Origin of the sequence: Actinomadura hibisca NBRC 15177, from assembly GCF_001552635.1 — a bacterium.
Taxonomy (GTDB): Bacteria; Actinomycetota; Actinomycetes; order Streptosporangiales; family Streptosporangiaceae; genus Spirillospora; species Spirillospora hibisca.
The window spans coordinates 98,589-113,347 of sequence record NZ_BCRO01000044.1; the positions used below are offsets into that span (position 1 = coordinate 98,589).

The following is a 14,759-nucleotide window of genomic DNA, read 5'->3' on the forward strand; positions in this document are numbered from 1 at the left end:
GAAGGTAATCTGCTCCTCTCATGCTTGGCCCAAGAAAGGCGAAGATGCGGAGGCCGCCATGAGCACGCAAGCAGATCTTGAAGCGAAACAAATTAATCAACTTCGTACTCAGTTCACCGGTCACCGAATCTGGCGATCGGTCCGTTCCGACGGTCTCCTCGGCGACTGGGTGGCAAGCCTCCACGATCCGGCCCACGGCGTCGACCCCACGGTGATCCGTTCGGACGCCGACGAGCCGCGCAAGGCACTGCTTGCAGAAGCCGGCCGGGCCCCCGCACGGAGCCTCCGGTGATGGACCAGGCAGGGTGGGGAGCCGCCTGGCCGCCGGGGAATGGGGCCGCGTCCCCCAACGCGGCCCCTTGGGGGAAGGTGGGGACGGCGCGGGTGGTGGGCACCCCCTCGGGCACACCACCCGCGCCGTCCCACCGCACACTCGCGCCCGTCACCAGTCCGGTCCCGATCATCGAACAGGCACACCAGACGGCCATCGCTCGCATCCAGTTCCGCTTCCCCGGAGTTCACACCCGGTGGGGCCAGCACACCAACCACTGGTGGGCTTACGTACCGACCCAACGGGGCGGGCGCTTACTGGAGGCCGTCACTCTCGAAACATTGGTGGCCTTGATCGGCCAGAGCAGGTCAGGGGACGCACAACAGTGGCGGAAGCCACCTCAGACGAACTGATGAACCTTTGGGTTCCACCTGACGCGTGCCGCGGCGCCGGAGGCGCAAACCACCTGCAAACCCTCCGAAGACCACCCCTCTTAAAGGCGCTACGGAAGAGAAGCCGCACCCGGCCTGCAGCAAGGCGAGGAGCCGTGGGCTGGCGTCGAACAAATGGTCGATGGCCATGATCAAAACGAGGTAAGCCAATATAATTTCTCACACCTCTCCCTTTTTGGAGGGTTAGCCGATAACCTGTACCCCGGACACCGTCCGGAGTTCCACAGTTGATCGGACCCCCCTCATGATCGACCGTAAAGCTCTGCTGAAAGGTCTAAGGAAAGAAGTTAAGAATCTTCAAGACGATCTGGTGCAACAGGTCAAGGTGTTGCCCGACACTGATGCGCGCCTACGGTCGGAATATGCCATGGCGCGCAAGATCAACCGCACCTCGGCGTCTTGGGGTTCCTGGCTGAGCGAACGCATCACGCAGGCCGCCGTCGCCTGGGTGCTCGGCACAGTCTTTGTCCGCTTTACTGAGGATAATGGGCTCATTTCCGAGCCGTATCTCGCAGCACCCGACCCTGACCGCCAGGTCCTCGCCCGTATCCGTTACGAGGCGTATGTCGATGAGGTCGATGACCCGACCTACCGAGGCTGGCTCGAACAAGCTTTTGCGGAACTCGGCGCAGGTCCGGCCGGACGGCTGCTTTTCGACCCGAACCACAACCCGCTCTTCCAGATCCCGATCAGTCACGATGCCGCAGGCGCTCTCATCACCTTCTGGCAGATGCGTGACGATCATGGTTCTCTGGTTCACGACTTCACCGACCCTCTAAAAGAGAACGGCACTGAAGGCTGGGACACCCGTTTCCTCGGTGACCTGTATCAGGACCTTTCCGAGGAGGCCCGCTCAACTTTTGCCTTGCTCCAAACGCCAATTTTTGTCGAGGAATTCATCCTCGACCGAGCGATGGATCCGGCCCTCCGCGAGTTCGGCCACGAAGACTTCAAAATGATCGACCCGACCTGTGGTTCAGGCCACTTCGTCTTAGGAGCCTTCCACCGCCTTCTCCGCCGCTGGCAGGACAAGCCCCTCGGCCGCGACCGACCTGAACAGGTCCGCGAAGCGCTCAACTCGGTCCACGGCGTGGACATCAATCCGTTCGCCGTCGCCATCGCTCGCTTCCGCCTACTGATCGCAGCCATGGCTGCTGCCAGCATCCGCACTCTCTCGGCAGCCTCCGCGTATGACTGGCCTATAAACCTGGCCACTGGCGATTCACTAATCAGTGATCGTCAACTTGCATTAACTATAACTAGCGATAAGACTGATATTTCACTTGCCGAATTCATCTATGACGTTGAGGACGTTCACTATTTTCCACATATTCTACAGCCAGGACGCTATCACACTGTAGTAGGAAACCCACCTTACATTGTAGTAAAGGACAGAAGCCTCAATAAACTATATCGTCAACTATACGATGCGTGCACTGGAACGTATGCACTATCAGTGCCATTTGCTCAACGCTTCTTCGAGTTGGCCAAGCAAGGCAAGGCCGAACGTGGCTATGGCAGAGTCGGTCAGATCACCGCCAATTCTTTCATGAAGCGCGAATTCGGATCTAAGCTCATCGAAAATTACTTCGGGCATCAAGTAGAACTAGCCGAAGTTATTGACACGTCTGGCGCTTACATTGCCGGCCACGGGACACCAACAGTAATTCTGATCGGCACTAGGCGGTCTGGGGCCAATAGGTCAAGTACGGTCCGCACGGTACGGAGCATTCAAGGCGAACCGGCCGTACCGGAAGATGGAGATGTTGGTTTCGTCTGGTCAGCAATCGTTGAACTGATTGACAAGCCGGGCTCAAGAAGCCAATGGGTCTCCTGCGAAGATCTCGACCGAAACCGTTATTTTGCGAAGCAGCCATGGGTGCTAGTAGACGGCGGCCTCGAGATGATCGAGCAAATAAATATCAAATCAAGAGAGAAGTTGAAGGCTAACCAAAAAACAATCGGTCGCTACACCCACACCGGTAGCGACCCTTCATATTTTGCCCCTATCGGCACGTGGTACCGTTTCGGCGTTAACCCAGAACACATCATGCAAATAATAGAGGGCGACCGAGTTAGAGACTGGAACATCTCTCCCGTCACAGAATCGATCTTCCCTTACTCCTCCTCTCTTGCCGCCGAGCTTACGCTAGACGTTAGCAAGAAACTCTGGCCGCAGCGAGCAACCCTTCGCCAACGCAGAGAGCCCGGCGGAACACACGAGCAAGTCGGCCTCACTTGGTATGAATGGAGCAGGTGGCATCCAGAACGCTTTTCGTCTCCGCTCGGGATATCTTTTGCAGAAGTTGCCACACACAATCACTTCTCACTAAGCCGCAATCATGGGGTCTTCAAACAAACGGCGCCAGTAATTAAGTTGACCGGATATAAAAATGAAGATTACCACATTGCCCTTATGGGAATTCTCAATAGTTCAACTGCCTGCCTATGGCTGAAGCTAAATTGCCATGACAAGGGGATTCGCGGCGAAGGCGGAGGCTTTACCAGTACAGAGTGGGAACGCTTCTATCAATTTAACAGTACAAACATCGAACGCTTTCCCCTTCCGACGACATATCCTACCTCCATCCCCTTCCTCCTTAATCATAAATCTCAGGAGGTTTCAACTGCCGCACTCTCAATCAGTGATTTGAATACCATACCCACTAGTTCCAAGGTGAGAGAATCGCAAGCAAAATGGCAATCAGCGCGCGCTAATATGATTGCTCTTCAAGAGGAGTTGGACTGGCAGGTCTACTCCCTCTACGGCCTCTACCCGGAAGACCTACGCGCCCCTGAGCAGGACGTCCCCAACCTCGCCCTCGGCGAGCGGGCCTTTGAGATCGCCCTAGCCCGCCACGTCGCCAACGGCGAAGCCTCCGGCGAGTGGTTCAAACGGCACGGCTCCACTCCCATCACCGAAATCCCCTCCCACTGGCCCGAGCCCTACCGCCAGACCGTCCAGAAGCGCATCGACGCCATCGAGTCCTCCCGCGCCATCAACATGATCGAGCGGCCCGAATACAAGCGTCGCTGGGCCGCCGAAGGCTGGGACTCCCTCCAGGAGAAAGCCCTCCGCTCCTGGCTACTGGACCGCATCGAGAAGCGTGAGCTCTGGTTCGACGAGATCGACGCTCCCGCCCTCGTCACCCTCTCCAGGCTCATCGACATGCTGACCCGCGACGACGATTTTGTTTCCGTCGCCAAGCTCTACCGGCCGCACGAAGAGCTTTCCAAGGTCGTCATCGGACTCATGGCCGACGAGCACGTGCCTTTCCTGCCGTCGCTGCGCTACAAGCCCTCCGGGCTCAAGAAGCGCGCCAGCTGGGAGCACGTCTGGGATCTCCAGCGCCAAGAAGACGCCGCGTCCGACGAACTCCTCAAGAGGAAGATCCGGGACTCCATTCCCGCCCCTCCCAAATACACCTCGGCCGATTTCCTCAAGCCGTCGTACTGGCGGGCCCGAGGCAAGCTCGATGTGCCCAAGGAACGCTTCATCTCCTATCCGACCGCCCTCGGCGGTCAGCCCCAACTGTTCGGCTGGGCCGGATGGGATCACCAAGAGCAGGCGTTGGCGCTCGCGACCTACGTCACCAATCAAGCTCTGTCGAGCGACGAGATCGCCCCCTTCCTCGCCGGGCTGCTGGAACTCCAGCCGTGGCTCAACCAGTGGCACGACGACTTCGACCCCCTCTACGCCGTTTCACCTGCCGCGTACTTCAACAGTTACCGACAGCAGATGCAGGGCGAGCATGGCCTGACCGACGACGCCCTCCGCACGTGGCGGCCCGATCCGTCCACGAGGGGTCGCGGAGCGACCAAGAAGTAACTCCCGGACAGCGGAAGGACACGAGAAGAAATGTCACAGCACCCCCCGCTGCTCCGTGAGGTCATCGACATCCCGGAAAAGGTCTCCACCTCGGACTACGTGCTGAGCCTCGCCGAGGCCACCACGACCGAAGGAGCCGAGCGTGCTCTCAAGAACTACGTGGTCACCGACCGTCTGCGGGACAACTTCAACGAGTCCCTCGACCTCATCAAGTCGGCCGTGGACGGGCATGCGTCCAAGGCCGCCTACCTGCACGGTTCGTTCGGCTCCGGTAAGTCGCACTTCATGGCCGTGCTGTACGCGCTGCTGTCGGGGAACCGGACCGCGACGGGCAGGTCCGACTTCGACTCGGTGCTGACCCGCCACGAATGGCTCCAGACCGACGGTAAGAAGTTCCTGCTGGTCCCGTACCACATGCTCGGCGCCAAATCTATGGAGCAGCGCGTGCTGGGCCGGTACGTCGAGTACGTCAAAACGCTGCACCCGGACGCGCCGACTCCACAGGTCTATCGCAGCGACGCCCTGTTCGCCGACATCCGCCGGTTGCGCGATCAGATGGGCGATCAGGCCGTGATTAGCGGTCTCAGCCTGTCCGGCGGCGGTGACGAAGACGAGGACGAATGGGGCGACTCCTTCGCCTGGACGTCTCTCCTGCTCGACCAAGCTCTGAACGCCGAGGAGTCCCACGAGGACGACCAAGCGCTGGACCTCCTGCAACCCTCCACCCCCGCCGAGCTACGCGCCAAGCTGGTTCAGGACGCCTCCACCCACCTGCTGCCCGGCTTCGCGCAGAACGCGGCCGAGGACGAGCACGGGTTCGTCTCCCTCGACAAGGGCTTGTCGATCATCGCTGGGCACGCCAAGACCCTCGGCTACGACGGGCTGATCCTGTTCCTGGACGAGCTGGTGTTGTGGTTGGCCACGATGATCCACGACTCCAGGCTCGTGGCGCGCGAGGCCGGGAAGATCACCAACTTCGTGGAGGGTGGGGACGCGCGGCGCGCGATCCCGGTCGTGTCTTTCATCGCCCGGCAGCGCGACCTGCGCGAGCTGGTCGGAGAGGGCGCGTCGGCGGGCGCGGCCGAGGCCGCCATCCAGGACACCCTCAACCAGGCGTCCGGCCGCTTCGACAAGATAGAGCTGGAGGACCGGAACCTCCCGCAGATCGCGCACGCCCGGCTGCTGACGCCCAAGGACGCCGACGCGGCCCGGCTGGTGGACGAGGCGTTCGAGAAGACCAAGCGGCTCGGCCCCAACATCTGGGACACGCTGCTGGGCTCCGACAAGAGCACCACCGGCGCGGACGAGGAATCGTTCCGGCTCAGCTACCCCTTCTCCCCCGCGTTCATGGACACCCTCGTCCACATCTCCTCCGCGCTCCAACGGTCCCGGACCGGTCTGAAGCTGATGGGCGAGCTGCTGGCCTCGGGCCGCGACCTGCTGCGGCTGGGCGACCTGATCGCGCTCGGCGACCTCTACCCGGTGATCGCCAGGGGCGGCGACAAGCCGTTCGTGGACGACCTGAAGGTGGTCTTCGCCGCCGCCGACAAGCTCTACCGGACCAAGCTGCGCCCCTACCTGCTGAACTCCCAGGAGATCACCGAGGACGACGTCCAGCGCTACCTGCACGCCTCCGACTCGATCACCGATCCGCGGCTGCGGCAGCGCTGCAAGGTCTTCACCGGCGACAACCGCTTGGTCTGCACACTGCTGCTGTCGGCGCTCGCACCGAGCGTGCCCGCGCTCAACGAGCTGACGATCCGGCGGCTGGCCGCGCTGAACCACGGCTCGGTCACCGCGCCGATCCCCGGCAGCGAGATCGGGATCATCACGAACAAGGTCGCCGAGTGGGCGGCCCGCTTCCCCGAGATCAAGCCGACCGGCACGCCCGCCAACCCCGGCGTGCGGCTGGAGCTGACCGGCGTGGACGTGGACTCGATCATCGAGAACGCCCGCGTCAACAACAACCGCGGCAACCGCGGCGCGCTGGCCCGCCGCCTGCTGATCGAGGAACTGGGCGTCGCCCATACCGAGGGCCGGCTCGGTGGCGGCGACGAGCTGAACTTCGTGTGGAAGGGCACCGAGCGGACCATCGAAGTCATCTTCGGGAACGTGGCCGATGACGAAGAGCTGCCCGACCACGACCTGGTGCCGCAGATCGACGGCCGGTGGCGGATCGTGGTGGACCTGCCGTTCGACGAGAGCAACTACGGCCCCGTCGAGGACGTCCTCCGCATGAACAAGATCCGGGAGCGGCAGGGCGAGCCCGCCCGCACCGTCGCGTGGCTGCCCACGCACCTGTCGGCGCAGCGCTTCGAGGACTTCCAGCGTCTGGTCATCATCGACAAGGCCCTCTCCGACGCACAGCGCTTCGCCACTCAGTACGCCTCCGGGATGAATGCCGACAAGCGCGAGCGCGCCAAGGGGTTGCTGGAGAGCCAGCGCGAAGCCCTGCTCAAGCAGGTCAAAGACGCCTTCAAACAGGCATACGGGCTCAAGCCCAAGGAGGCCGCGCACGTCGCGCTGGACTTCGACCAGCATCTTCAGCCGCTACCCGATCTGCCGGGGCTGACGGTCCAGTTCGGGCAGTCGATGCGCGACGCGATCCGGCACATCGCGGGCCAGTTGCTGGCGGCCCAGTTCTCCGCGCACCCCGACCTGGACCCCGACCACACCGGCTCGCCCGTCAAGCTGCCGGAGGCCAAGACGGTGTTCGGGCACGTGCGTGCCGCCGCCGAGTCGCCCAAGAACCAGGCCGAGATTCCGGCCAAGGACCGCAAGCTCATGGCACGGCTGGTCGGGCCGCTGGGCCTCGGCACGCAGAAGGAGGCGTACTTCACGCTGTCGCTCCAGTGGGCCGACCACTTCCGGCGGATGTCCAAGAACGACGGCGTGACCGGCGACCTCAGTCTGATCAAGCTGACCGACTGGATCGACAAGCCGCACCCACGTGGGCTGCCGCCTTTCCTCGCGAACCTGATCGTGGCGTCGTTCGCCGAGATGGACGACCGGGTCTGGGTCCACAACGGCGTGACGATGACGCCCGGCCCCGACCTGCACCAGATCAAGACCGGTGACGCGCTGCGCACCCAGCCGTTGCCGAGCGAACAGGACTGGGAGGCCGCCGGGGACCGCTACCAGCGGTTGTTCGGCAAGCCCGCGCCGACGCTGCTGCGCGGCCGGATGGTCAACCAGTTCGCCCGGCAGATCATCGAGGCCGCCCAGACCTACAAGAGCGAAGCCGAGAACCTGGTCCGGCAGTTGGAGGAGCACACCGCGTTCCTCGGCCTGGACGAGACCGACGACAGCGGGCGTCTCCAGATCGCGCGCCGGTCGGTGGAACTGCTGAAAGTGCTGGAGTCCGGCGGCCAGGGCACTGCGGGCGCGAAGAAGACGATCGAGGCCTTGGCCCGCTTCGATCTGTGCGAGGTGAACGCCGACCGTTACGGCACGTCCATCAAGCAGGCTCAAGCCGTCGCTCAAGCGCTGGCGGGAGCGTCCTGGGACGTCATCAATCTCGCCCAGGGCCGGGGAGCCGAGGGCGAAGCGCTCCTGGAGTCGCTGCGCGGCATCGCCTGTGTCGACCAGCGGACCGCCGACCTGGTCAAGGCGCTGAACGACACCCGCCGCAAGGTCACTGAACTCATCGGACGCGACCGGACGCCGCCCATCTGCCCGCCTCCGCCTCCCCCGCCACCTCCGCTCAAGACGGACCCCGACAAGGTCAAGCTGGGAGGCGGCTCCGACATCCCTCCCATCAGTGACGATCCCGACGACATCAAGCCCGTGTCCGTACCGAGGCAAGGCAAGCGCCAGACCAGGGCGGCCGACGCGGCGGCCACGCTCAACCAGGAACTGGCGAAGCTGCCCGCCAACACCACCATCGAAATCACCTGGCGGGTCGTGGGCTGATGGCCGTCTCCACCATCGACACCCCGCGCACCGGCGCGATGCGGTTGTCCGTCGCGACGGTCACCCAGTACCTGGCGGCACGCAAGAACCTGACCGTCCAGGAGAAGCGACGGATCGTGCTGCTGCGTTCGGTTCCCGACTGGGACGGCCCGCCCGAGCTGTCCTGGGGAACCGGGCAGCAGGCCCGGGTCGTCGCCGCACCCTCCCCGCTGGCGGTCCACGAACTGGTGCTCGACCACCTCGCGCCGGCGGCCCAGGGCCCGGCGATGCTGGTGGTACTGACCGACCGGGAGGAGAACGAACTCGACCCGGCGATCCTCTCCCGCGCCCACCGCAAGCGGGTGGAGACCGTCGACAGTTGGGGCGTCGTCGGTGAGGCGTTCGGGGCCGAGCAGGTCGATTCGCGGCTGCGTGAGACCGGTTGGGCCGCCGAAGCGCTGCTGGACGCCACCCCGCCGGGCGGCTGGCCGCGGCTCGCGGGCGGGATGTTGTCGCGACGCACCGCGCTGTCGTCGCTGGCGTTGCGGCGGCTGCGGCTGGGCCGTTATGACACCGACGACTCCGATCCCGGCACCGGCGAGCCCGGCGGCGACGGCCTCGACACGCACACGCTGCTGCGCTGGTCGCTCGCCGCGGGCGGCCCGGGACGGCTGCGGGGTCTTCGCGGCCCCGAACGCGAGGGGCTGATCTCCTTCCTCAGCGAGGAGGAGCAGGCGGGCACCGCAGGGCGGATCCTGTTCGCGCTCGTCGAGGCCGAGCACGGCTCGGACGCAGTGCCGTTCGGGCTGCTGTGCGCAGCCCTCTGGCTGGACGCCCCCGACGACGTCTCGGTCTACCAGGCCCGGGGACGGGTCGAGCGCTGGCTGGGCGACTCGCCGCCCGTCACCGGGGAGACCCTCGACCTGTTCCTGGACAGGTTCGGGCGGTCCTGCCAGGAGTTCGTGACGGCGCTGCTGGCCGTGGGACGAGCCGACGAGAAGGGCGACCGCGGGCGCGCGGCCCGGCGGGTCACCGACACCATCCTGGGCCGGGCCTCCGAGCTGGCCCGGCAGTTCGGCATCGAACAGCAGGTCCGCCACAGCTCGGTGCTGCCCGCCGGTCTGGCCGAACGCTTCACCGCCATGGGCAACGCGTTGGCGGCCGAAAAGCCGGACGGCATCCTGGCCTGCCTGCGGACGCTGGAGGCCCATGAGCTGGCCGCCGTCCGCGACGCCCGCGTCCGGATCGAACGGGCGCAGATGGCGGCCCGCCTGAACCGGTGGCTCGCCATCGAACCCGCCACCGACGTCCCCACGGTCGCGGCGGCGATCGACCGGCACATGGCCGAGACCGGCTGGGCCGACCAAGCCCTCGACCACATCGAGGCGGGCGGCGACCCCGACCCGGTCCTGAAGGGCGCCTACGACCGGATCGCCGAACGGGTCCGCGAGCGGCGCAAGCAGATCGACCGGTCCTTCGCCCGCATCCTGGCCGGGTGGACGGCGGCGGGCACCGATCCGGGCTCGATGCTGACCGCCGAGACGTTCCTGCCCCGCGTCGTCAAGCCGATCGCGACCGGCAAGCCCGGCCGGCGCGTGCTGCTGCTGGTGCTGGACGGCTTGAGCGCGGCCATCGCCGCCGAACTCGCCGGAGAGCTGCGGCGCAACTGGGCCGAGTTCGACCCGGTGTCCGACTCCGCCGGTGCGCCCCCGCGCCGCCGCGCGATGGCCGCGGCCCTGCCCACCCTGACCGCGGTGTCGCGGACCTCGCTGCTGACCGCCGCACTGATGAAGGGCGGCCAGGCCGACGAGAAACGACTGTTCCCGCAGCACAAGTTCTGGGGCGGAGCGCGTGCCACCGCCTTCCACAAGGACGACCTGCGCGGCGAGACCGCCGGATCGCCGTTCGGGCAGGCGCTGACCGACGCCCTCGACGACGACACCGCCCACGTCGCGGTCGTGCTGAACACCATCGACGACCGGCTCGCCAAGGAGCAGAAGCTCGGCGACGCCACCTGGCGGCTCGACGACGTCGGCAAGCTGCGCGAACTGCTGCGGGAGGCCGCCCATCGGGAAATGGCGGTACTGGTCACCAGCGACCACGGGCATGTCGTGGACCGGCACGGTTTCAAGGTCGCCGGAGAGAACGTCGCCTCCGCGCGGCACCGGCTGCCCGGCGGCTCCGCCGTCGACCCCGAGACCGAAATCGAACTGTCGGGACCGCGTGTGGTCGCCGACGCGCCCGGCGGGCGGATCGTGGCGTTGTGGAACCGGGACGCCCGGTACACGGCGCAGAAGGCGGGCTACCACGGTGGTGCGGCGCTGGCGGAGTTCGCGATCCCGGTGCTGGCGTTCCTGCCGTTCAACGCCCAGCCGCCGAAGGGCTGGCGGGAACTGGGCGACCCGCGCCCCTTCTGGTGGCGGCTGGAAGAGGAGCAGCCGCTCGTCGTCACCAGCACCGCGCCCGTCACCGCGACGCGCGCACCGTCACCGCCGGTCGAGGTGACGTCGTCCTCCGAGGCGCTGTTCGATCTGGAGCCCCGCCGGCTTGAGGCTCCGCAGGCGGCACCGGAGATGGAACCGGTCGAGATCCCTCTCGCCACAGCGCTGCTCGGCTCCGTCATCTTCGGAGACCAGGTGCGTTTGCTGGCCCGCAAACCGCCCATGGACAAGGTCGAGGCCGCGGTGCAGGCGCTGCTGGAGTCGGGCACGCTGCCCGTCACCGCCCTCGCGCAGCGTGTCGGGTATCCGATCACTCGCGCCGATGGCTTCGCCGCCGTGCTCGGGCAGCTCCTCAACTATGACGGCGTCCAGGTGCTGGAGACCCTCCCCGACGGCCGGACGCTCCGCCTGAACATCGCGTTGCTGCGCGATCAGTTCGGCCTGTCATGACGGGCTGATGGGACACTGATGAACGTGAGCACCCAGGTCAGCGTCGCCCGCCGCCGCGCTGTCATCGACGCGTTGCGGCGCGGCGCGGTGCCCGACAGCGGCCTCGACCTACTGGCGACGGGGCTAGACCGGTTCGAGGCCGCGCTCGACGCCGAGCTAGACGCGGTTGCCTCCGGCGGATCGGTGTTCAAGGCGGTGCGCGGCGAGTACGGGTCCGGCAAGACATTCTTCACCCGGTGGCTCGGTGAGCGCGCCAAGCGCCGCAACTTCGCGGTCGCCGAAATCCAGATCTCAGAGACCGAGACGCCGCTGCACCGCCTGGAGACCGTCTACCGGCGGCTCACCGAGCGCCTGGCCACCGCTGCCTTCCCGCCGAGTGCGCTGCGTCCAGTGGTGGACGCGTGGTTCTACGCACTCGAAGAGGACGCCTTGGCAGACGGGGCGTCCGAAGAAGACCTGCCCGCCGAGGTAGACGGGCTCCTCACCGCGCGCCTGGCAGAGGTGTCCCGGCACGCCCCGTCGTTCGCGACCGCACTGCGCGGCTACCGCAACGCCCTGGCCTCAGGCGACGAGGCGACGGCGGCGGCCGTGCTGGCTTGGCTCGGCGGCCAACCGCACGTCGCGGCGGCGGCCCGCCGCGCCGCCGGCGTCCGCGGCGACCTCGACCACTTCGGGGCGCTCGGCTTCCTTCAGGGCCTGCTCACCGTTCTGCGCGACTCCGGTCACCCCGGCCTCCTCGTCGTGCTGGACGAGGTCGAAACGCTCCAGCGCGTCCGCTCCGACGCCCGCGACAAGGCCCTCAACGCGCTCCGCCAGCTCATCGACGAAGTCCACTCGGGCCGCTTCCCCGGCCTCTACCTGCTGATCACCGGGACGCCCGCGTTCTACGACGGCCGCCAGGGCGTGCAGCGCTTGGCTCCGCTCGCCCAACGCCTGGCCACCGACTTCACCACCGATCCGCGCTTCGACAATCCGCGCGCCGTCCAGGTGCGGCTGCCCGGTTTCACCCTCGAATCGCTGACCGGCCTCGGCATCACCATCCGCGACCTGTACGCCGCCGGCGCCGACGCCCCCGACCGCGTCAAGGAACTCGCCGACGACGCCTACGTCACCGACCTGGCCCGCGCGGTCGGGGGCGCCCTCGGCGGCAAGGTGGGCGTTGCGCCCCGGCTGTTCCTCAAGAAACTGGTCGGCGACGTCCTGGACCGCATCGACCAGTTCCCCGACTTCGACCCGCGCGCCCACTACACCCTCACCGTCTCCGGTACCGAACTCACCGAGGTCGAACGGAACCTGACCGCGGACGACGTCGAACTGGACCTTTGATGGAACGGCTGCACCCGGTCGTTCTCCATCACATCGTCAACACCCTGGGCTGGCCGGACCTGCGCCCGATGCAGCGCCAAGCCGTCGCCCCGCTCCTCGACGGCGACGACGCGATCCTCCTCGCGCCCACCGCCGGCGGCAAAACCGAGGCGGCGGTCTTCCCGGTCCTGACCGCGATGGCCGAACAGGACTGGCGAGGTGTCTCAGTCCTGTACCTGTGCCCCCTCAAGGCCCTGCTCAACAACCTGGCCCCCCGCATCGACCAGTACGCCCAGTGGCTCGGCCGCCGTGCCGCCCTCTGGCACGGCGACACCCGCGACTCCCAGCGCCGCCGCATCCGCGCCGATCCGCCGGACGTCCTGCTGACCACGCCCGAGTCGCTGGAGTCCATGCTCATCAGCTACAAGACCGACCACGCCCACCTGCTCGGCGGGATCCGCACGGTCATCATCGACGAGGTCCACGCCTTCGCCTCCGACGACCGGGGCTGGCACCTGCTGGCCGTTCTGGAGCGCCTCACCCGCGTGACGGGCCGTCCCATCCAGCGCATCGGCCTGTCCGCGACGGTCGGTAACCCCCGCCAACTCCTGACCTGGCTGCAGGGCGCATCCGCGCCGACCCGTCCCGCGCAGGTTGTCGCCCCCGAGACCGCCCCGGCCTCCGCCCCCGCCCGCATCGACCTGGACTACGTCGGCTCGATCGAGAACGCCGCCAAGGTCATCGCCTCTCTCCACCAGGGCGAAAAGCGCTTGGTGTTCTGCGACTCCCGAGCCCAGGTGGAGCAACTCGGCGCGGCCCTGCGCGCCCGCGACGTGACCACGTTCCTCTCTCACGCCTCCCTCTCAGCCGAAGAGCGCCACCGCTCGGAAGAGGCGTTCGCCGAGGCCCGCGACTGCGTGATCGTCTCGACATCGACCCTGGAACTCGGCATCGACGTAGGCGACCTGGACCGCGTCATCCAGATCGACTCCCCCGACACGGTGGCGTCGTTCCTCCAGCGCCTGGGCCGCTCCGGCCGCCGTCCCGGCACCGAACGCTCCTGCCTGTTCCTGGCGACCAGGGACCACATGCTGCTCCAGGCGGCGGGCCTGCTGTACCTGTGGGGCCAGGGTTGGGTCGAGGACGTCATGGCCCCGCCCTCGCCCCGTCACCTGGTGGCCCAGCAGATCCTCGCGGTCACGCTCCAGGAGCACCGCGTGGGCGACAAGCTGTGGTCCGAGCAGTGGAACGGCCTGGCGCCGTTCGACCGCTCGGCCGAACCGATCCTGCGGCACCTGGTCAACGAAGGTTTCCTCGACTCCGACAACGGCCTGCTGTTCATCGGCCCCGAGGCGGAGAAGAGGTTCGGCCACCGGCACTTCATCGAACTGACGGCCTCGTTCACCGCTCCACCGCAGTTCACGGTCCTGTCGGGCCGCACCGAGATCGGTAAAACGGACCCGACGGTCCTCACCGAGGAGCGCCAGGGCCCCCGCCGCCTCCTCCTGGCGGGCCGCACGTGGCAGGCGACCTACATCGACTGGAAACGCCGCCGGTGCTTCGTCGAACCGGTCGACCACGGCGGCGGTGTGGCCAAGTGGACGACCAACGCCATCGGCGGCCTGTCGTTCGCCCTGACCCGGGCGATGCGGGACGTCCTGCTGGGCGCCGACCCGCCCGTCGCGCTGACCCGCCGGGCGACCACCCGCCTGGCCGAACTGCGGGAGAAGAGGGCTCCCGATTCCGTTCACCCGGCGGGCCTGGTCATCACACGTTCAGGGGATGACGTGCGCTGGTGGACGTGGGCGGGCTACCGCGCCAACGCGACCCTGACCTCCACGCTCTCTTCGGTGAGCGACCAGATCCAACGCCCCACGGACTTTTACGTGCGGCTCCGCGAAAACCTTACGCCGGAGATGTGGAAAGCGGCCTGCGCCGAAGCGCCACTGGTCCTGCCCGACATCGACCCTCGCGCAGTCCGGGGCCTGAAGTTCTCCGCCGCGCTCCCCGACCACCTGGCAACGGCGACAATGGCGACCCGCCTGGCCGACCTGCCCGCCGCCGAAACGGTCCTCGGGGAGCCGAGCCGATTCAACGTCATCCCTCCACCCTGATCATCT

At 66.6% G+C, this 14,759-nt stretch carries 6 protein-coding genes; all 6 read left to right on the forward strand.

Going from position 1 to position 14,759, the window contains the following annotated elements; translation table 11 throughout:
- Positions 1–58 precede the first annotated feature (58 nt).
- The 6 genes from AH6_RS43935 to AH6_RS22050 all read left to right on the forward strand — a co-directional run bounded on the left by AH6_RS43935 (position 59) and on the right by AH6_RS22050 (position 14,753).
- Positions 59–292, forward strand: coding sequence for a hypothetical protein (locus tag AH6_RS43935; protein WP_157431625.1), 234 nt, complete (start codon positions 59–61; stop codon positions 290–292).
- A gap of 675 nt (positions 293–967) precedes the next feature.
- Positions 968–4,552 (forward strand): BREX-2 system adenine-specific DNA-methyltransferase PglX, encoded by a 3,585-nt coding sequence (gene pglX, locus AH6_RS22030; protein ID WP_067482810.1) that lies wholly within the window; start codon positions 968–970, stop codon positions 4,550–4,552.
- 30 nt (positions 4,553–4,582) lie between these two features.
- Positions 4,583–8,464 carry a BREX-2 system ATPase PglY gene (pglY, locus tag AH6_RS22035; RefSeq protein WP_067482812.1) on the forward strand — a complete coding sequence of 1,294 codons (3,882 nt, stop codon included), beginning with the start codon at positions 4,583–4,585 and terminating at the stop codon, positions 8,462–8,464.
- Positions 8,464–11,334 carry a BREX-2 system phosphatase PglZ gene (gene pglZ / locus AH6_RS22040; protein WP_067482814.1) on the forward strand — a complete coding sequence of 957 codons (2,871 nt, stop codon included), beginning with the start codon at positions 8,464–8,466 and terminating at the stop codon, positions 11,332–11,334. The genes pglY and pglZ overlap by 1 nt, the downstream gene beginning before the upstream one ends.
- Positions 11,335–11,352: 18 nt before the next feature.
- Positions 11,353–12,660: a BREX system ATP-binding protein BrxD gene (brxD, locus tag AH6_RS22045; RefSeq protein WP_067482816.1), complete on the forward strand. Its 1,308-nt coding sequence runs from the start codon at positions 11,353–11,355 to the stop codon at positions 12,658–12,660.
- Entirely contained in the window at positions 12,660–14,753 is a 2,094-nt protein-coding gene (locus tag AH6_RS22050) for a DEAD/DEAH box helicase (RefSeq protein WP_067482818.1), read from the forward strand. Before brxD ends, AH6_RS22050 begins: the two co-directional genes overlap by 1 nt.
- Positions 14,754–14,759 lie beyond the last annotated feature (6 nt).

Bases quoted from the DNA above. Each gene is read 5' to 3' on its own strand.
- AH6_RS43935 (WP_157431625.1), top strand. From the start codon at position 59: ATGAGCACGCAAGCAGATCTTGAAGCGAAACAAATTAATCAACTTCGT.
- pglX (WP_067482810.1), top strand. From the start codon at position 968: ATGATCGACCGTAAAGCTCTGCTGAAAGGTCTAAGGAAAGAAGTTAAG.
- pglY (WP_067482812.1), top strand. From the start codon at position 4,583: ATGTCACAGCACCCCCCGCTGCTCCGTGAGGTCATCGACATCCCGGAA.
- pglZ (WP_067482814.1), top strand. From the start codon at position 8,464: ATGGCCGTCTCCACCATCGACACCCCGCGCACCGGCGCGATGCGGTTG.
- brxD (WP_067482816.1), top strand. From the start codon at position 11,353: ATGAACGTGAGCACCCAGGTCAGCGTCGCCCGCCGCCGCGCTGTCATC.
- AH6_RS22050 (WP_067482818.1), top strand. From the start codon at position 12,660: ATGGAACGGCTGCACCCGGTCGTTCTCCATCACATCGTCAACACCCTG.